Raw genomic sequence first — 19,486 nt, 5'->3', positions numbered from 1 at the left:
CCACAGCTTAAAAGTGATATAATATCAGCTAAAAGACTTCCGTTGCCCCTTGAACGGTTGAATGATCTATTTTGGAAGGATGAATGAATTCCATGAACCCACTTGCCCAGCAGTTGAACGAGACGATTGAGCGAGAAAATGTTAACATTTATGCAATGCTGTCCTCACTTGGCAAAGCGATCTATTTCCCAAAGGAAGGCATTTTGAGCCAGTCGGCCGAAGCAAAAGCGAAGGCGAAGAAATTCAATGCAACGATCGGCATCGCCATTGAAGGCGGACAGCCGATGCATTTGAAGGTGATCCAAGACACATTGTCCTCGTATAATCCGAAGGACATTTATGAATATGCTCCCCCCGCAGGCAAGCCCGAGCTGCGCACGGCATGGAGAAACAAGATGGTGGTGGAGAATCCGTCGCTTGCAAACAAATCCTTCAGCAATCCAATCGTGACAAACGCCCTTACTCATGGCCTGAGTATTGTCGCTGACCTGTTCGCGGATCCTGGCGATGCGGTTATTATTCCGGACAAAAACTGGGAGAACTACGAATTGACTTTCGGCATCCGCCGCGGAGCGGTTATGGTGGAATATCCTCTATATAATGAACAGGACCGGTTCAACAGCGAGGGGCTAAGGCAAGCGCTGCTGGATCAGAAGAACAAAGGCAAAGCGATCGTTGTCCTGAATTTCCCGAACAATCCGACCGGCTACACGCCAGGCGCTGCGGAAGGCGCAGAAATTGTCGCTGCGATCCGCGATGCCGCCGAGGCCGGCGTTAACGTTGTCGTGGTGACGGACGATGCCTATTTCGGACTCTTCTTCGAAGACTCCATGCACGAATCGCTGTTTGGCCAATTATCCGATCTGCACCCGCGAGTGCTGGCTGTTAAAGTGGACGGGGCAACGAAGGAAGAATATGTATGGGGCTTCCGCGTAGGGTTCATTACGTACGCATCCCAATCGGCAGCTCTGCTTGCGGCTTTGGAACAAAAGACGCTGGGAATCATCCGCGCGACCATTTCAAGCGGCCCGCATCCATCGCAGACCTTCGTGCTGCGTGCGCTGCAGTCGCCGGAATTCGATGTGCAGAAGGCCGAGAAGGCTGCCATCATGAAAGGCCGTGCCAACCGCGTAAAGGAACTGCTCGACAGCGGACGCTATGGCAATGTGTGGTCTTACTATCCGTTTAATTCCGGATACTTCATGTGCCTCAAGCTGACCGGCATAAGCGCCGAGTCAGTGCGGACCCGGCTGCTGGACGAATACGGCGTGGGCACAATCGCGCTTGGAGAAACGGATTTACGCGTTGCCTTCTCCTGCATTGAGCAGCCGGACCTGGAGGAACTGTTCGATACCATCTATAAAGCGGTACAGGACATTGCCGTAGCCAGCAAATAAACAGCACTATCTGCAAGCAGGACCGGGAGACCGGCCCTGCTTTTTTTAATAGAAGCAAGAGCGGTCAATCATCAGATTCGCCCAAAAAGCTGCGCTTCGTGCGGGCCGGCCGCAAGCCAAACACGTACAAGATAATGAGCAGAACCGCAGCTGCGGCTGGAATCGGATATCCGCGAATGGGCAGAAGTATCGCCTGCGGCAGCCAGATCAGCCCCCCGCACACCAGCAATCCGGTGCGGTCCACCTTGATCAGCGCCGACAAACGCGATTCATCCGGCAGCGGATAAAGATGGCGCCAGACGGAATGGCGGTGCGACTGCACGAGCGAACTGAGCTGTATGCCCGCAAGCCACAGCAGCAGGAGACACACACCGGCAGAACCCCAGCCCGACCATAGCGCCGAATTAGCGGCAAGAAAACTGGCGAAGATGCCGAAAACAGTCAGCCTCAGCACGATTGAACCAAGCTCGGTACGAATGAGTGTATGGGCATATAAATAAGCGAAGGCGTTCTTCTTGCTGAAAGTCAGCCGCGCCGGGAGCCATGACATGTACCTCCTCGCGGAAACCTGGGCGTTCTCTGCCGGCACATCCGCAAAAGCGCTGAAGAACGTATTGAACCGCCGCCGCGTGGCATTCTCATCCGCGATCAGCGTAAGCCAGGGCATCGGATAGCTTCGCAATCCGCGGTAGATCAGAGCCATTACACCAACAGCCGCGATCATATAGACAGCTCCCAGCCAAGGCTCAGCCTTCAATAATACGGCCACACCCACCGCCGTGACGATCCACCGCAGAACCCGCATGCCGCGCCTCGAGCCAATCCAGGCAAGCTGCCGCTCTCTCCAGGCTGCTCTGGCATTCAGCAGTTTCATGACAAGAACCGCAAGCAGCAGCAGCTGCCAGACAAGCAGGCCCGGACCTTTCACATAAAGGAGGCTGTACACCAGGCAAATGACGGCCGCTCCGATCAGCCCTGTAATTCCGTTATAAAGGAAAGATCGCCTGAGATATCGGCCCATCTGCGCTTCGCGGGGCACGAGAAACACTGTATCGGCTTCCCGCAGCCACGTCCGCAAAGGATTCCAGCACACAACAGGCGTCAGCACAATCACGCCGACCCACGCAAAAGGGAAAGATAGGCTCACCTGGTGAATCAGCGTGGTGTAGCCGGCAAAGCCCGCAATGAGCAGAAACGAGGTCACCAGCGGCACGCCGCTCTGGACCATAGAGCTTATGTATGGCATCGACTCTTTCCAAAAAGCGCGCGCACGCGTGCTCCACAATGTCTCAACTGACCGGTCCATGGGATCCCCCATCCGCGACAAGCCGGTAGAAAGCTTCCTCCAGCGATTCGCCGCCCCTTGCCAGACCTGCCGCCGCACAAACGTCCGCAAGCGTCCCCTGGGCAATAATTCTGCCTTGATGGAGGACGATAAACCGATGGCAGTAGCTCTCGACCGTAGACAAAATATGCGAGCTCATAAATACAGAAGATCCCTGCCGGGTGACCTCGACGAGCTGATCCAACAGGGAACGGATACCGAGTGGATCCAGGCCCAGAAAGGGCTCATCAATGATATAGAGCGGCGGACGGGCCAGCAAGGCATTCATAATCATGACCTTCTGGCGCATTCCCTTGGACAAATGCGCGGCGAATGCGCGCCTTTTGCCCGTCATGTAGAAATCATCCAGCAGGCTTTCCGTACGTTCCTTATAGATGGATTCCTCCATCCCGTAAGCCATTCCGGTCAGACGCAGATGCTCCTCCACCGTCAATTCGTCAAACAGCAGCGGCGTCTCCGGGACAAAAGCAAGCGCGCTGCGGTAATGCTCCGGCTGCTCCGCAAGCGTATGGCCCTGAATGCGGACCTCGCCCTTATGCGGCTGCATCAGCCCCAGAATATGCTTGATAGCTGTGCTTTTACCAGCACCATTGAGCCCAATCAGGCCAATCATTTCCCCGGGGCGCACCTCAAAGGAAAGATCATGCAGCACAGGCTTTCGCGGACTATATCCGCCTGTTAAATGTTGTACGTGCAACACCGGTTCCATCACTACTCACCTCAATAGCTATTATACCGAAAAATAACATCCAAGCGAAATCCGCCCGGATGCCATTATTGTCATTCGCGATAACCAGTCAAGAGCCCTCTGTCTTCATCAGGCGGAAGAAGTGGTTGTGATAATAGCCGCGGAGGTTGCCTCCATGTCCCGGATCGCTTTTTTTATCTGCTCAATGGCTCTCCAGTTGCCGCTTTGCTCGGTATGCAGGTTCTCAAGCTTCCTGCTCAGCTCCATTTGCTCGTATTCGGAGAAAAATCTCCTTAACTGCTTGCTGACATCCAGAAGCATGGCAAGGGCTGCGGTCTGCTCATCGACCTCTCCATTCTCCAGCAGTTCATATCTGAGCCGGCGGATAATCGCATCTTTGACGGGCGAGCTGACGATATAGCGTCTGGAAGTAAAGATCAGCATCACTTTGATCTTCTCCTCACGGAGCTGCCCGTCTATCAATAGAGGCTCTACAAGCTTCTCGAACGTATTCTCGCGGATTTTGGTCCGGTAAGCAAAATAGCTCATCCAGGCTCTCATCGTCTTGAGCTTTCGGGTACTTCGGATCAACTCCAGAATCTGGGATTTACCGCTGCACTGGCAGGCGCAGGGCGTTTCCTCGACCAGCTGTTCCCTTTTATTCCAGGTAATGTGGCCGTCCAGCAGCATTTCAATAATTGCTCCGCCGATGGAATAGATCTGCAAGTAGGAACGGTACAGACGGCTTTTGTTGTTCGGCTGAACCTGGACAGCCATTAAGACGAACTCTTGCGCCAGTGTCAACTCTCCACCCATAACAAATCCCCCTTCCAGCTTTTGCATCTGTATCTTTTCTTACACTTACCCCTCCGCAGAATAAACGCCCCACCTGCAATTAAGGCGAATGCCCGTGACACTGCCAGTTAAGAGAAAAAGGCTGACACCGTCCCTTTGGCGGTAAAGTCAGTTTCAGCTCATAAAAATATCTGAAAAAGGATAAGAATTTTTATAGATTCTGATCGTTCAAAAAGCCAGTCCGCCGTCATAAGTTTATGACGGCGGACTGGCCAAGAAGCATCCGGTTATTTCTTAGGCAAGATTGATGGCTTTTATAATTTGCGGATCAATTTTTGGCTCGCGGTCGATATTCATCAAGCCGTTAACCTCCTGCTGAACGTCGGTGATCTGGGTATAGCAGAACCCGCATGCATAGGGCAGCTGCTTGATCGCCGTTGTAATGCTGCGGAAGCGCTCGATAAACTGCTCCTCCGTCTTCACCTGGTTGCCGTAGCCCCAGCCTTCCTCCGAATTGAAGGCAATCCCGCCATATTCGCTGATCAGGATGGGCTGGCCTTTGTAGGCATAGTCCCCGGCCATGGCGAATTTGCTTCTGTTGAACGCTTTGTCAAAAATCGCATCCTTGTCCGCGTACCAGGCCGCGAATGCTTCTCCCCGCTCCTCATAATCGTGAAGGGTAATAATGTCCGACACCGTATGCTCCCATCCGTCATTGACGATAACCGGGCGCATGGCGTCGAATGCTTTGGTCAGATGATAAATCGCCACGGTGAACTGCTGTTGTTTGTAGTCGCGGGCAATACTGCCGACGCCCCATGATTCGTTGAACGGCACCCAGGTGACGATGCTTGGATGATTATAATTCTGGCGCACCGCGTCCATCCATTCCCGGGTAAAACGCTGCACAGCGTCGTCGTTGAACTCATAAGCAGCCGGCATTTCCGACCAGACGAGCAGACCTTTCCGGTCACACCAGTAAAGGAACCTTGCATCCTCCACCTTCTGGTGCTTGCGCACGCCATTGTAGCCGAAGGCCATCGCTTTGTCGATATCCTCGATCAGCGCGTCGGCTGAAGGCGCCGTCAGATGCGAATCCTTCCAATAGCCCTGGTCCAGGAGCAGGCGCTGATAGAGCGGCGTTCCGTTGAGCAGCACCTGGGCATTCTGAATCGATATTTTGCGGACGCCGAAGTATGACTGCACATGATCCACCGGTGCACCGTTTCGGAGCAGGGTGAATTCGACCTCATACAGATTGGGACGCTCGGGCGACCACAAATGCGCCGATTTCCATTCCCCGACATTTTCGCTCAGCAGGTCCATCTCCACGCTCGTCTGGGCACGGTCGACCGTCTGCTGCAGCTCGCGGATGAAGGCTCCCTTGAAGGTGACCCTTGTTTTCAGGCTCAGCCCCTCCGCAAGCTCGCTGCCGCGCACATCATACTCAAATTTTATCGTCCCTTTGTCGGCATCCGGCGTCATCTTCACTGAATCGATATACTGCGGCTCCACGGCCTCCAGCCAGACACTCTGCCAAATTCCTGTCGTCTGCACATACCAGCAGCCAAAATTCTCCGGTACCCACCGCTGCTTGCCGCGGGGAATATTGCAGCTGTTGCTGTCCTCGACACGGACCGTCAGCTTATTGGCTCCTTCTTCTCTCAATGCTTCTGTAATGTCGAAGGAAAAAGCGGTGTAACCGCCTTCATGCCGGCCCACAGCCGTGCCATTGACCCACACCTTCGTCAGATAGTCGGAAGCCTGAAAGTTCAGTCTGATCCGCTTACCGATCCACTCCCCCGGAATCTCCAGATCGCGTTCATACCATACGACAGGATGAAACTTCTCCTCGCCGATTCCGCTTGCCTTCGTCTCATACGTAAAAGGAACAATAATTCGGCGGTCACCCGGAACATCCTTATGCCAGCCCGCACGCTCCCCTTCAGATTCATCGTCGAAACGGAACTCCCAAACTCCGTTCAGACTCATCCAGGATTGACGATAAAACTGCGGCCTCGGGTATTCTTTGTCCACTTCAAATTGCAGCATCATTTGACCTCCTGTAGCTTTTTTTGAGTATAGCATATTATCTATGAACTTCAAACATTTAATATATTAAGAGTGTTATGAAAAAATAATTGAAAATAAAAGCTCCCTATCTCTTACTCTTTTATGGCGTTTTTGTTAAATCTTCCGAAAAACGGTCCCGCTTCCCTGCCCTGCTATCTTTTTTATGCTAAAATATAGATTCGTAAGAAGAATCCGCTACCGCCGTTCAAAAAAACATGCAACTTTTCCCTGCCCTGCCAGCGTCTCTATTCTATGGAAAGAAGATTAAGAGGAGATTGATGTAATGAATACCGACATCCAGACAACTACATACAACCGGCAAGAGCAGTCGGTACCGCGCAAAAGAAGATCGACATTTCTGCTTTTTGTATCGGTATGGATCATTCTGATAGCCGGCGGCGTCACCGGAGCCATCTGGTATACCGACCAGATCAAAGAACAGATGACACTGGAGATCAGCCAGCAGACCGCCCAGCAGATCTCCGCTATGCAGACCGATTACCAGAACCGGATCAAGCAGCTTCAGACGGATTTCTCCGGTCAAATAACCAAGGTTCAAGGCAAAGTGGACGCCCTTAACGAGCTTCTGGAATTCACCAAGGATAATGCCAGCAACAAGACGGATAACAGCAACAAGCTGTATACGCAAATGAGCGAGGTCAAGAAAGAGCTGGACGAGCTGAAAAAAAGTCTGGATGTCTTGAAATGACCATGACCATTAAACAATTCAACCGTTTCTGTCTGCTGACATGCGCGCCTTTTATCGGCCTGTTTATATGGCTGCTGTATTCCAATATGTCGATTTCGCTGCCCGGCACCGCTTATCCCAAGGATGCCGCAGCCGTTCCCGCAATTACGAAGCAGACCGGCCAGCTTCTGGGCGATCTGGATCTAGCCAAGAAGACAGCCACTGCGACGGCCCAAACGCTGAAAAAATCAATCGCCCTTTATCAAGCTACCAATGCGAGCATGAACAGCATCGCCAAGACGGCATCCGCCCAGGTGGGCCGTCCGGCTAAAATATATGATAGACGCATTACGAGAAAAATCGGCACTCCGATGCAAACCATCCAATCCGATAATTTGCAGGCCCAGCTGTTTGCCGTGCATGCGCAGAATTTCAGCGGCTATGCGCTTAAGGTGAAGCTCAAGACGGACAAAGGCATGAAGATGGTGCTCGGTCAGGACAAATATGGCAGCGCCGAAACCACCCTGTCTGCGGTCAGGCGCTATAAGGCGGTTGCCGGTGTAAATGCAGGCGGCTTTGCGGACGACCGGGGCAAACGCTATCCGCTCAGCACAACGGTCATCAACGGGGAGTATCTGAGCGGATTCCAGCCGACCTACAAGGACTTGTTCTTCGTTGGCCTGAACGACCAAATGGAGCTGATCGGCGGCAAATACGCGGATAAATCGCAGCTCGACAAGGAGAAGCCGAAGTTCGGCGCCTCTTTCGTGCCTGTTCTGCTGAAGAACGGGATTACGCAGACAATCCCGGACAAATGGAAAAGCAGTCCGCTGCGCGCTCCCCGCACGGCCATCGCCAATTATAAGGATAATCAGCTGCTGTTCCTCGTCGTCGATGGCCGTAATGAGAACGGCAGCTCGGGTGCGACGCTTGCGGAGATGCAAATTCTGCTGTCCCGTTTCGGTGCCATTGACGGATACAATCTGGACGGCGGCGGTTCTTCCTCGCTGGTCTTCAACGGCAGAGTAGTGAACCATCCTTCGGATGGGGCGCTGCGGGCGCTCCCGACGAACTTCCTGTTTTTCGAATAAAAGAAGCAATAGCCTATAAGCCCCGGCGCGATGCGACCGGGGCTTCTCTATGATCATTGGCTTAACGAATCGATGATTTTACAATAGAATCTCCATGCCGCAGAAGGCTGTCCCGATCGGTCCTTCATAGTTCTCGGCAACCTCCGCGGCAAGCTGATCGATGGGGCCAAAATGCGGCAGATGGGTTAGAACAATGCTTTTGACACGCGCCTGATTGGCCAGTCTTCCGACCTCTCCGCTGTTCATATGGCCGTATTTACGGGCGTCTGCGATCTCCTTGTGGAAGGAGGTTTCCGCGATCAGCACATCGGCCTCCGCACAATGCGCGATCAACGATTCATCATAATAGGTATCCGCGGTATACACCAGCTTGCGGTCCCCAATATTGATAATCATGCCCACACAGTAAGCCTCATGAAAGGTTTTGAAGAAAGTGAAATCAAGTCCGAACAAGCTCAGCTTCTCTCCCGCTTCGATCCGGTGGATCTCCGTGCCCATCATCGGTGGGTAAGTCAGGTCCTTATCCGCCTCCGCGGCAAAATAAACAGGCAGCGGCTGGCTCCGGTTGCCCAGATCGGTATCGATCAGGCAGGCATACTGCAGGCAGCCCAAATCGGCAACATGATCGTGATGCTTATGCGAGATTATAACCGCATCCAGCCTGTTCAGCGGGATATAACGCTGCACCTGCGCCAGTACGCCGCTGCCGCAGTCAATCAGAAGGGAATACCCCTCATGTTCCAGCAAATAACCGGCTGTCGCTTCTCCGGCTTTGGGGTACGCGCCCCAAGGTCCCAGTACCGTTATTTTCATTTTCTTTTCCCTCCCAATTCATAAAGCAATGCGAGATTATAAGCATCCTGCGCCATATAGTTGCTTGCGAGCTCATGCTTGCCCGATTGAAAAAACATCCGGACAAGTGAGCTGTTGGTCTGCATATGCTGCGTATAAGGGGATAAATAGACCGTTTCCGCTTCCGTCGTATTGCGGATATACTGCTCCAGCTGTAGCTCGTACTCCAGATCCGTTGCGTTGCGGATTCCCCTGATTACCGCGCCGATTCCGTGGGCATTGATATAATCGGCCACAATCCCTTCATAAGGGGCAATGACCGTCCGTGCCGCATACGACTCCGGAATGGAGCTTTGCACGAGCTCCGTCCGCTGCTCCAGGGAGAACAAATGACTCTTCGAGCGGTTGTTCGCGACTACGATATGTATCGTTTTGAATAATTTAAACGCACGTTCAATGACAGATACATGCCCAAGCGTAATAGGATCAAAGCTCCCTGCGTAGACAGCCTTCATGATCATTCTCCCTTTACCTGCGCCGCCTAGAGCGGCGACAGCCGATTCTCCTTGCATTGTAACATTAGAACAAGCAACAACCAAGAGGCCGCCAGGCCCGCATTCTATGAATGCGCCCCCGACAGCCTCTATTTGCAGCCTATACTGCGTCTATTATCCGCTCAATGATCCGCCTACCGTTACGATTTCCGCCCGGCCGACCGGCAGCGGGCTCCCGCTTTCCGGCAGAGGCTCTACCACCTCTTCAATCACATTGCTTTTATACCAGCGGGCAGCCTGGCTGCTGCTCCATGAGAGTTCGGTCGGCTGATTCGTGGTATTAAACCAGCGCAGGATCAGATCGCCCGTCGCTTTGGCAATCTTCACCGTCGACAGCGCCATATTCGCCCCTGACCATTCCACAAACTGGTGTTCCGCAGGCAATGTTCCCTCCTGCACTGCAGTCTGAACCGACATCCACGGCACCTGCTCCTGATAGGCCATCGCATAGGATTTCTCTCGTCCCTCTCCGCCTTCATGGGGGATGAACAGATACTCGGCGGAATGCTCGCCGATACACTGCGCTTCCGGCGTCGGGAACACGCCCCAATCCCCCAGCTCGCCAACGGCGCGCAGCAGGGTAACGGCGATCGTATTGCGTCCGTCGCGCAGAACTTCATATTCGTTCAGACCCAGATTGGCAACGGTTATGCCGCCATTCCCGTCGCTTACGTTCACGAACGCCTGCTGATGCTGGGCATTGCTTGGATTGAGCCATTCCTCTGCCGGCTGAAGCTCGCGGACAGCCACTTCGAAGATGGAGTCAACCTGGTGTACGGACGCATCAACATCAGAAGGGAACAACACACGCAGACGGTGGTCCGCAGCCTGATTGTCAAAGCGCGTATGGAAGCGGACAAAAGGATTGCCCTGCTCCAGCGTAACCAGCGTGCTCAATCGCAGGATAACCGTCTTGTCAGAGCGCTGTGCCTTGCGCTGCAGAAAAGGAACGAATTCAGCCATTTCCTGAGCCAGTCTCTCATCCGCTCCCGCCGGAATTTCCCATTCATGAACAATTTCGTAGCTGGTGTGAAATTCTGTTTTCTCATGAAGCGAGATCATGGCCGGATGGCCGAAGGTAGTCAGCGTCTGTTCGCCTTCGGGCTGCTTGTAAATATATTCGTTGCCGATATCTCCCGTGTTGTCGAAGGCGCCCAAATCCTTATACACCCGTCCATTGCGCTTGTCGACAACATGAAGGGTGCCGTCTTCTTGAATGCTCACGGCCAGAAATTCATTTTCCATCGTGCGCGAGTCTTCCGCTCCGGCTTCGGCAGCCGCAGAAGAACCTGCGGACCCTGCTCCGCCTTGCGCATAAGCGAGCGCATAGGTACGGTATCCGAGCGCTGGCACAGCATCTGCATGAAGCGTAATCCGCACCGAGCGGGCCATGTAAGGCTGGCGGAACTTATCCTTGGGCAAATCATAGCCGAAGGTGACGCCCAAATCCTCGATGCTGGCAGGTACGGAAAGTCCTTTATCATCAATGACCTTGTAATCGTTCAAATTAATCCGCTTCAATTCATCGATCAGAGCTTCTCTGTCCTTCGAGCCCATTGGCAGCCGCTGAATATCGACTTTGGTATGTACGACGCCGCTCCGCTGCCAGCCGGTCGTATTGAACAGCACAAAAGGAACCGCGTCCTTGCCGCTAAAGGCATCCGCCGTATTGATCCTGGAAATAATCGCCTTCATGCTTTCCTCGGCGATTTCCTCCGCCACCCGGTAGCTCTTGGCGAACCGGGTCATCATCTCGCGGTGCACTTCATCGACGCTGCAGCCGCAGATGCTGTCATGCGGGTGATTCTGCATCAAAGTCTTCCACGCATAAGTGAACAGATGATGCGGATAAGGCTTGCCGGTCAGCGCGGCGAGCGCAGCCAGCGGTTCCGCCACCTTCTCCAGCATCGTCTGGCCGCGCTGGTTCTCCTGCTTGATATAAACGCGGGCGGATGCGGTATTCGCAAGCGTAAACCAGCCGTCGGTCTGCTGGCTCCGCAGCTCGCCATGAATAACGGCCAGGTCATCCGGAATCGCAGCTTTGACACTGGCGATATAGTCATCGAAGTTGGAGTGGACAAAGTTCACATCAGGCCGGATTCCGCGTGCCGTATTCAGTGCTGCAGACAGGTCCGTCTGCACGGGCTGGTGGTCGCAGCCGTTCATGAACAGCAGATGCGGGGTTGATGCGAACTGCTCCGCGTCGTTCAGCTTTCTTTTCCAATAGAGCTCCGCTTCTTCGGGATCCGTAGGGATTTCCATGCCGTTATGATACCAGTTGGCAAATAAAATACCGAGCACCTTCGAACCGTCCGGCGATTCCCAGTGCATTTCCGAGAACGTCGAGGAGTAGCTGCCCAAGGATTCATTATTGAAGCCGGTCGGCTTCACGCCCCTGCCGAATATCGCGGTATCGATTCCCGCCTGGCGCAGAATTTGCGGAGCCTGCCCCATATTGCCGAACGAATCGGGAAAATAGCCGATCTTGGACACCTTGTCATACTGGCTGGCGTCCTGAAGACCAATCAGCAGATTACGGATATTCGCCTCGCTGCTGGTCAGGAATTCATCCTGAAGAATATACCAGGGACCGATCTGGATTTGACCATTGCGGATAAAATGCTCCAGCCGGTCCTTCATTTCCGGTCTGACCTGCAAATAATCCTCAAGAATTATCGTCTGCCCATCCAGATGAAAGCTGCGGAATTCGGGGTCTCTCTCCATCAGCCCCAGCAGCGTATCCATCAGCTCGATCAAGCGCACGTGATGCTTCTCATAAGGCATATACCATTCGCGGTCCCAATGGGAATGGGAGATTACATGAACCGTTTTAGCGGAATCAGACATATACACTCTCCTTTTATATAACAAATATACAAATAATAAATGGTCTATTGATTCTAATCTAACTTATCACTCTGTTATTTCCCCGTCAATCGTTTTATTTTCCTTGCACAGTATAGCTTTGAAACGGATTTTTAAACATTTACAAAGACCGTGTATACTTGTATATTTGTTATATAAATTAAGGCTGGAGATGAATCGCTTGACCCAATCCGAAAAACGCATCCCTTTATATATTCAGCTTCGTTCCTTCGTGCTGGAGCAGATACGGCTGGGGGTCTGGAACAAGGACGACCGGCTGCCGACCGAGCATGAGCTGGCCGCCACGTTTAATGTGAGCCGTATCACCGTCAAAAATGCGCTCCAACAGCTTGTCAAGGAAGGCTTGATTTACCGCATTCAAGGGAAGGGAACCTTTCTCTCCGCCCCTGGAATCGGGGAAAAGCCGATTTATACCGGCGAAGGCAGCGATGCTGACGCACCTGCCGGTACCCGAAAAACGATCGCCTATCTGATGCCCCGTTTGCAGAATGCCTTTACTGCCCATATCCTTGGCGGGATCGAGGAGGTGCTCGTGCAGGCGGGCTACAACCTGCTGTTTTTCAAAACGAATGACTCCCAGGAAACAGAGAGAGAACGGATTCGGCAGGCGGTACGGCTGGGCGTAAAAGGCCTGATCGTCTTCCCGGTGGACGGCGAGCATTATAACGAGGAGCTGGTTCAGCTGACCTTGTCGCGTTTTCCCCTTGTCCTGATCGACCGGGACATGCCGGGAATCGCCGCAAATTGCGTATACTCCGACCACAGCGGAGGTGCATATGAAGCGACCACGCATCTTATTCGTATGGGGCATCGCCGCATTGCTTATATCGCAACCGGAAAAAGCGGGACGACGAGCGTAGAGGAGCGGATGAACGGATATGAGAAGGCCCTGTTCGATAACGGGCTCCCCTCCCCTCACAGCCACCGGTTAACAGGAGCGGCTGCGGCCGGGATCGAAGCCTTCCTGGATACGCATCGGGAGACGACGGCCATCTTCGCCGAGAATTCCGGGACCGGCTATGAGGTGATGAGAACGGCCGCCAGACTGGGTATCGCAATACCGGAGCAGTTGTCCCTGGCCTTCTTCGATGATGTGGAGTATGGCGATATGTGGTCTGTTCCCCCTACTGTGGTCATCCAGCAGGATAAGCTGATCGGTCAGGAAGCAGCCCGGCTGCTGCTGTCCGTGATGGCCAATCCCATGCAGGAGCGGCGCAAAATCGTGCTTCCTGCCGAACTGATTGTCCGTGAATCGACCAGGGCTTGTGCAGAAGCACAGGAATAGCATGAAATAAGCTCAAACTATCCTGTTCCTTACGGGATATTGTCATACATGCGGCCTATTACAGCCGGGGAAAGATACAGGCTTTCGTTTATTTAAAAGCCTGGTGAATTAAACAGGCTGTGCATGCATAGCCAGTCCATCACCGGTCTATTAAAGTCGACCATCTTAAATACTGCGCCGTACTGCGCAGGCGAGCGCTCCTCGCGGTACGACGGACAAAGAAAGGAGCCAGGTGATGCCGGCAGGACCCCAGCTTATTCTGGATGCGGGAGGCGTACTTGTTACTAATCTTTCCCCCTTGTTATGGCAGCAGTTGGCTGCTGAAGCAGCAGTCTCTCACGATCAGCTGGTTGAGAGCTATAAGCGGTGCATACGGGAGGATTTATGGAATGGAAAAGCCGGGGAAGCCTCTTTTTGGAACTGGCTGCAGGTTCAATTTCCCGCTCTGCGGGAGGATCGGGCGCGTGAGCTCCTCATCGCGAATTTACAGCCCTTGCCCGCCTTGCAGCTGATACCGTATTGGAGTAAATTCTTCGATATTCATCTGCTCAGCAATCATCGGGCAGAATGGCTGCTGCCTGTTCTGTCACATGTCAGGCATTGTCTGACGAGCATGACGATATCAAGCGAATTCGGCTCCTGCAAGCCGGGTCCCGCCATCTTCGCGCAAGCCGCCTCTCTGCTGCCGCCCGGCAGTCCGACGCTCTATGTCGATGATCAGCAGGACAACCTGCAGCAGGCCTCGTCCATGGGCTGGCAGACGCTCCGGGCAGACATCAGCGGAAGCTGGGCACGCCAGGTCATCCCTCTCCTTGTGCCCTAACAAGAAGAAACGGCTGTCGTCGTCCCCTTGCCGGTGCAGTTAGTTTCCTTGGAACTTAGAAATTTACAGGAGTGAAACTTATACATCCCGTCAGATTAGGTTAAGAAGAAACAACTGAAGCCGTGCTTGGCGGCACAGTTAGTTTCTTCCCATAAAACTATCAGAAAAGGATAAGACACATTTTCTGCCAGTTCGGGAGGAAACCTGATGTTCTTTGGCGGCACAGCAGGTTTTTTCATCCAGACCTTACCGGCATTTATAAGAGTAAAAAGCCCGGCCCCGATGAATAATCGGTGTCGGGCTTTCTCGTTTAAGACCAGTCAACGCATTAGCTCACGCTCTGCGGATGATTATCGGCGACCAGATCAAGGCTTGCCGCTCTGGCGTTGGTTTCCACCTGCTCCGGACTTTTGCATCCGGGAATGACGCATGTCACGGCCGGATGCTTCAGACACCAGGCCAAGGCCCATTCCGCCATATTGACGTTTGCGGGAACCTCTGTCCTGCTGATTTCCTCCACCCGGCGCAGCCTGGACGCAGTTAGCTCCTTGTCATGATTCGAGCGCACGTCGTTAGCTGCAAATACGGCTCCCGGCTTGTATTTTCCGCTCAGATAACCGCTTGCGAGCGGAACCCGTGCAAGTACGCCCAGATCTTGCTCGATACAGGAAGGGAATACACGATTCTCCGGAGTCGTATCCAGACGATTATAGACCACCTGGATGGCTTTTGCGTTGATTTTCGAGGCGGCGGCCGTCTGGTGCAAATTATCGTTGCTGCCGATCGAGATGCCAAGGTTGCGTATTTTGCCGGCCTGCACCTGCTTGTCCAGCATCGTCCACAGCTCGTCGTTGTCGAACACCGAATCCGGTCCCGAGTGAAACTGATACAGATCGATGTAGTCGGTCCGCAGCGACTTCAGGGATTCCTCCAGCTGAGTGCGGACTTCATCGGCCGCCCAGTGGGAGGAATTATTTTTGTCCAGAGCGCTGTGCCCGAACTTGGTCGCGATAATCCACTTATCGCGGCTGCCTCTGCGTTCCACGTAATTGCCGATGAAGTTCTCCGACAGATGATGCCCGTAGCATTCCGCCGTATCGAGCAGATTGATGCCGACCTCCTGGGCTTTGTCCAGAATGGCATCCACCTCGTCCTGGGTAAAGTCCTTGCCCCATGCGCCTCCGAACTGCCATGTTCCCACGCCGACGACCGATACCTTAAGCTCCGTTTTTCCGAGCGTCCTGTACTTCAAGAACATCATCTCCTTTGTTTAAAATATAAGAAAGTATAACACCATTTGCTTCTATTTCTGAGGGAAGAAACTTGTTGCGCCCCCAGAGGACGCGTTAGCCGCTGCTTCTTGAAGGATAAACAAATCATATTTTTAATTATAGAAAAGCGGGTAAGCGATTACAAGAACTGAAAAGAAGTTGCCTTACTTACCTCCATGTTATCCATGTGACCAATCCTGTCCCCATGCTCCGGTCAAGCGAAACCTTCAGGGCTAAGCTTTCACTTTCTTATATTTCAACAGATAATCGATGCTGCCGGTGCGTTTCATCATTCCAAGGCGGAGGTCGAAACCGATAACAATTTGCTGTTGACTCCCTCGCATTACATCCATTATATTTAACGAGTGAAACGTTTCATTTTATGATAATTTCGGGTCCAGGCTTTTCGGACTGCGAACTTCTGCACGTTTCTAACACTTTTCTGACCGGGAGAAATCCCTCTAGGCTTGCTTTATAAATGTTTTGAGAAGAGGGAATGGTGGCTTATTTCCGCAACGATTAAAGATGTAGCGGCGGCGGCGGGCGTTTCTGTCGGAACCGTATCCAAACTGATTAACAAGTCGGGTTATGTGAGCGACAAAATCAGAGAACGGGTTCTGCTTGCCATAACTCTGCTCAACTATCAGCCCAATGCCGTCGCCAGAAGCCTGAAGCAGTCCAAAACGCATCTGCTGGGTCTCATCGTCGACGACATTTCCAATCCTTCCATTACGAAGATGATGAAGTCGATTGAGGACGCGGCCAGAAATAAAAGCTACAATCTTATTATTTGCTCCCACAATAATGATTCTGATCAAGAGATGAAAGCGTTCCAGTGGCTTCAGGAAAAAAGGGTCGACGGCATCATCGCGATTCCCACGGGAGCCGAACTGGATGAGCTCCAGCTGCCAAGCTCCATTCCCATCATGACCGTGGAACGGAAAGTGAAGTACAACCGGTTTTATTCCGTTGTCCATGAGAATATCCATTCTTCCTTCTCGCTTGTGCAGCATCTGTACATCCATGGCTGCCGCCGTCTGCTGTTCATCCATGGGCCGCTTCTGGACCATGTGGAACAAGAGCGGCACCAAGGCATCCGCCAAGCGATCGGGCAGCTGGGTCTGGACCCGGAATTGCAGATATTCCTTGAGGCAGGCACGGACATTGCGTCTATTTCCGGCGCAGTGAGCAGTCATCTGGGGAGCTCCGGTCTTCCGGAGGGAATCTATGCCACGAATCGGCTGTCTCTGGCCGGTACTATTCAAGCCTTATGGAGCATGGATATTAAAGTGCCCGGGGACGTTGCAGTCGCAGGCTTTGGCGATATTGATCCCTACGGGATTCTCAGACCGACTTTAACGGCAGCCAAGGAAGACTTCAACGAGGTCGGCAAAATCGCTGCCGAAATTCTTTTTGAACGAATCGAAAATAAAATGCGCTATAACCAACCGAAGGAATTTATCGTAGCGCCCCGGCTGTTCATTGGAACTTCCTGCGGTTCTCATAGTCACTCCTGATGAAGAGAGCTCCGGAAGTTTTTTTATAAATCCAGTGAAACGTTTCATTGACTAAATAAACGGAGGTTATATTCATGAGCGAACAAAAAGCTGTCATGAAAAAATTGATCAACGACCCTGAGAACGTGGCGGTGGAGATGCTGGAAGGGCTGCTGCTGGCCCATTCCGACCAGTTGAGGAGTGTCCGCAGCGACAACCGTGCTCTTGTCCGGGCTGAAGCTCCGGTTGAAGGAAAAGTGGGGATTGCGACAGGCGGCGGCTCCGGACATTTGCCCCTGTTTCTCGGTTACGTCGGCAAAGGAATGCTGGACGGCGTTGCAGTCGGCGATATTTTCGCCTCCCCGAGCTCGCAGCAGATGCTTGATGTCACCCGTGCAATTAACGGCGGGAAAGGCGTTCTCTATATCTACGGCAACTATGGCGGCGATGTCATGAATTTCGATATGGCCATGGAATTGGCGGATCTTGAGGGCATTCAGGTTGAGCGGGTCGTCGCTACGGATGATGTGGCGTCGATGCCGAAGGGCCATGAAGAACAGCGCCGCGGCGTTGCCGGGATGTTCTATCTGTACAAGCTGGCAGCAGCCAAAGCGGAGCTTGGCGGCAGCCTGGAGGAAGTCAAACGGATTGCCGAGAAGGCCAACGACAATGTGCGAACGATGGGCGTTGCCATGACGCCGTGCATCCTGCCGGCGGTAGGCCGTCCCACTTTTGAAATTGGGGACGGAGAAATGGAAATCGGTATGGGAATCCACGGCGAGCCGGGCATTCACCGCGGTGAGATGAGAACGGCCGATTCCGTGGCGGAGACCCTTGTAGCCTCCATCCTGGACGATATGCCGGTTGAAAAAGGCGGCAGTGTTTCCGTTCTCATCAATGGTCTGGGCGCCACTCCCCTGGAGGAATTGTATATTGTCTACCGGGCCGTTCATCAATTGTTGAAGCAAAGAGATATTACAATCTACAGCCATTATATTGGCGAATATGCCACCTCCCTGGAGATGGCCGGGATGTCCATATCAATCTTGCGTGTCGATGATGAATTCCGCGAGCTGCTCAAATTCCCGTTCACCACACCGTTCCGCATTCAAAATTAAACGAATCGCTGTCCTTTTACTATTCAAGGAGGTAAACCTCATGAAAAACACGCTGAATTTGGAAGACATCCGCAATATTTTGCGGGAAATCGGCAAATTGATGGACGAAAACAAAGAATACTTGTGCAAACTCGACGGCGCGCTGGGAGACGGGGATATCGGGCTCACCATGTCCAAAGGCTTCCGGGCTGTCGTCGATAACCTGCCCAGCATCCAGGAGGAGAATGCAGGTGTGCTGTTGATGAGAAGTGCCATGGTCATGGGTGAAACCGTTGCCTCGACGATGGGGACCTTAATGGCCACTGCGCTGATTCGCGGAGGCAAAGCCGTCCAAGGCAAAACGGAATTGAGTGTCGAGGATCTCTCAACCCTGACCCGGGCGATGGCGGAGGGCTTGATGGAACGCGGCAAAGCCAAAGTAGGCGATAAAACCATTCTGGATTCGATCTTTCCAGCGGTGGAAGCGATTGAGTCGGCCCAGCGGGATGGAAAATCGCTGAAGGAAGCCATCGGTTCAGCCTATGAAGCTGCCGCAAAGGGAACGCAGGCGACCATCGACATGCAATCCCGGCACGGCAGAGCAGGGCGTTATCTCGAACGCTCGATCGGTCACCAGGATCCGGGAGCAACAGTAGGCTCTCTCTTCTTCAAGGGGTTCGATAACTATATCCAATCCCTCGCTTAAGCTAATCACATGCAAAATCCAGCCCTCGTCCAAATACGGGGGCTTTCTTCTGCTCCACAAGAAGTGCGTGAGAACTTCAAAAAGTCAAAAAAAGCCAGGCTCCGATAAATAACCGGAGCCAGGCTCATCTGCAACCCCAAAAAAAGTTGCAGGTTTTATGCTTTTGCAATTGGCACTTGGAATTTGCACTTGGCACTTGGCACTTAGCATTTGCACTTGCACTTGGCACTTGGCACTTGGCACTTGGCACTTGGCACTTGGCACTTGCACTTGGCACTTGCACTTGCAGTGTATTTAGCGCGGAGCGGGCGGAATCGTTCTGGAGAAACGATAGTGGTCGCCTTTGTCTCCGGATTTCTACAGCTGAGTGTTTTATACAATCAGGAAATCCGGGGACAACAGCGATCGTAAGAATGATCCGAACGCGCAGCGTGCCTTTGCTCTTAGCTTTTGCTCTTAGCTTTTGCTCTTAGCTTTTGCTCTTAGCTTTTGCTCTTAG

Annotated in this window: 16 protein-coding genes; 8 read left to right on the top strand and 8 right to left on the bottom strand. The window is 52.9% G+C overall.

Annotated elements, in window-relative coordinates; translation table 11 throughout:
* Positions 1-92: 92 nt before the first annotated feature.
* Positions 93-1,397 (top strand): aminotransferase class I/II-fold pyridoxal phosphate-dependent enzyme, encoded by a 1,305-nt coding sequence (locus ACFOLF_RS27620; protein WP_210037205.1) that lies wholly within the window; start codon positions 93-95, stop codon positions 1,395-1,397.
* 64 nt (positions 1,398-1,461) lie between these two features.
* Here the strand turns inward: ACFOLF_RS27620 and ACFOLF_RS27615 are convergent, their stop codons facing one another.
* From ACFOLF_RS27615 to ACFOLF_RS27600, 4 genes are all read right to left on the bottom strand, one after another.
* Entirely contained in the window at positions 1,462-2,703 is a 1,242-nt protein-coding gene (locus tag ACFOLF_RS27615; protein ID WP_210037204.1) for an ABC transporter permease, read from the bottom strand.
* Positions 2,687-3,451, bottom strand: coding sequence for an ABC transporter ATP-binding protein (locus tag ACFOLF_RS27610; RefSeq protein WP_210037203.1), 765 nt, complete (start codon positions 3,449-3,451; stop codon positions 2,687-2,689). Before ACFOLF_RS27610 ends, ACFOLF_RS27615 begins: the two co-directional genes overlap by 17 nt.
* Positions 3,452-3,559: 108 nt before the next feature.
* The gene (locus tag ACFOLF_RS27605) at positions 3,560-4,246 is read right to left on the bottom strand and encodes a GOLPH3/VPS74 family protein (protein WP_210037202.1); all 687 of its coding nucleotides are present in this window, start codon (positions 4,244-4,246) and stop codon (positions 3,560-3,562) included.
* 273 nt (positions 4,247-4,519) lie between these two features.
* The gene (locus tag ACFOLF_RS27600; protein ID WP_379112882.1) at positions 4,520-6,280 is read right to left on the bottom strand and encodes a glycoside hydrolase family 2 protein; all 1,761 of its coding nucleotides are present in this window, start codon (positions 6,278-6,280) and stop codon (positions 4,520-4,522) included.
* A gap of 301 nt (positions 6,281-6,581) precedes the next feature.
* Here ACFOLF_RS27600 and ACFOLF_RS27595 point away from each other — a divergent pair, with 301 nt between their 5' ends.
* Together ACFOLF_RS27595 and ACFOLF_RS27590 are read left to right on the top strand one after the other, a co-directional pair.
* Positions 6,582-7,007, top strand: coding sequence for a hypothetical protein (locus ACFOLF_RS27595; RefSeq protein WP_210037201.1), 426 nt, complete (start codon positions 6,582-6,584; stop codon positions 7,005-7,007).
* Positions 7,004-8,077: a phosphodiester glycosidase family protein gene (locus ACFOLF_RS27590; protein WP_210037200.1), complete on the top strand. Its 1,074-nt coding sequence runs from the start codon at positions 7,004-7,006 to the stop codon at positions 8,075-8,077. The genes ACFOLF_RS27595 and ACFOLF_RS27590 overlap by 4 nt, the downstream gene beginning before the upstream one ends.
* A gap of 78 nt (positions 8,078-8,155) precedes the next feature.
* Here ACFOLF_RS27590 and ACFOLF_RS27585 read toward each other — a convergent pair whose 3' ends face one another.
* From ACFOLF_RS27585 to ACFOLF_RS27575, 3 genes are all read right to left on the bottom strand, one after another.
* Positions 8,156-8,890 carry an MBL fold metallo-hydrolase gene (locus ACFOLF_RS27585; protein ID WP_210037199.1) on the bottom strand — a complete coding sequence of 245 codons (735 nt, stop codon included), beginning with the start codon at positions 8,888-8,890 and terminating at the stop codon, positions 8,156-8,158.
* Positions 8,887-9,384, bottom strand: coding sequence for a pantetheine-phosphate adenylyltransferase (coaD, locus tag ACFOLF_RS27580; protein WP_210037198.1), 498 nt, complete (start codon positions 9,382-9,384; stop codon positions 8,887-8,889). The genes ACFOLF_RS27585 and coaD overlap by 4 nt, the downstream gene beginning before the upstream one ends.
* Positions 9,385-9,537: 153 nt before the next feature.
* Positions 9,538-12,270 (bottom strand): alpha-mannosidase, encoded by a 2,733-nt coding sequence (locus ACFOLF_RS27575; RefSeq protein WP_210037197.1) that lies wholly within the window; start codon positions 12,268-12,270, stop codon positions 9,538-9,540.
* 199 nt (positions 12,271-12,469) lie between these two features.
* Between ACFOLF_RS27575 and ACFOLF_RS27570 the strand changes: the two genes are divergently transcribed.
* Together ACFOLF_RS27570 and ACFOLF_RS27565 are read left to right on the top strand one after the other, a co-directional pair.
* On the top strand, positions 12,470-13,594 hold the full coding sequence (locus tag ACFOLF_RS27570; protein ID WP_210037196.1) for a GntR family transcriptional regulator: 1,125 nt from the start codon (positions 12,470-12,472) through the stop codon (positions 13,592-13,594).
* A gap of 235 nt (positions 13,595-13,829) precedes the next feature.
* Positions 13,830-14,417, top strand: coding sequence for an HAD family hydrolase (locus ACFOLF_RS27565; RefSeq protein WP_210037195.1), 588 nt, complete (start codon positions 13,830-13,832; stop codon positions 14,415-14,417).
* A 328-nt stretch (positions 14,418-14,745) separates the two neighbouring features.
* On the opposite strand, the gene ACFOLF_RS27560 is transcribed toward ACFOLF_RS27565, so the two are convergent.
* Positions 14,746-15,669 carry an aldo/keto reductase gene (locus tag ACFOLF_RS27560; protein ID WP_210037194.1) on the bottom strand — a complete coding sequence of 308 codons (924 nt, stop codon included), beginning with the start codon at positions 15,667-15,669 and terminating at the stop codon, positions 14,746-14,748.
* Between the two features lie 486 nt (positions 15,670-16,155).
* On the opposite strand from ACFOLF_RS27560, the gene ACFOLF_RS27555 reads away from it, so the two are divergent.
* The 3 genes from ACFOLF_RS27555 to dhaL all read left to right on the top strand — a co-directional run bounded on the left by ACFOLF_RS27555 (position 16,156) and on the right by dhaL (position 18,987).
* Entirely contained in the window at positions 16,156-17,205 is a 1,050-nt protein-coding gene (locus ACFOLF_RS27555) for a LacI family DNA-binding transcriptional regulator (RefSeq protein ID WP_210037193.1), read from the top strand.
* A 95-nt stretch (positions 17,206-17,300) separates the two neighbouring features.
* Positions 17,301-18,302 (top strand): dihydroxyacetone kinase subunit DhaK, encoded by a 1,002-nt coding sequence (locus ACFOLF_RS27550; RefSeq protein WP_210037623.1) that lies wholly within the window; start codon positions 17,301-17,303, stop codon positions 18,300-18,302.
* Positions 18,303-18,342: 40 nt separating this feature from the next.
* Positions 18,343-18,987, top strand: coding sequence for a dihydroxyacetone kinase subunit DhaL (gene dhaL, locus ACFOLF_RS27545; RefSeq protein ID WP_210037192.1), 645 nt, complete (start codon positions 18,343-18,345; stop codon positions 18,985-18,987).
* Positions 18,988-19,486: the final 499 nt, after the last annotated feature.

Source organism: Paenibacillus sepulcri (assembly GCF_042647105.1).
Taxonomy (GTDB): domain Bacteria; phylum Bacillota; class Bacilli; order Paenibacillales; family Paenibacillaceae; genus Paenibacillus_Z; species Paenibacillus_Z sepulcri.
Note: the sequence above shows the minus strand (reverse complement) of the source record. Positions and strands in the feature narration are given on the sequence as shown.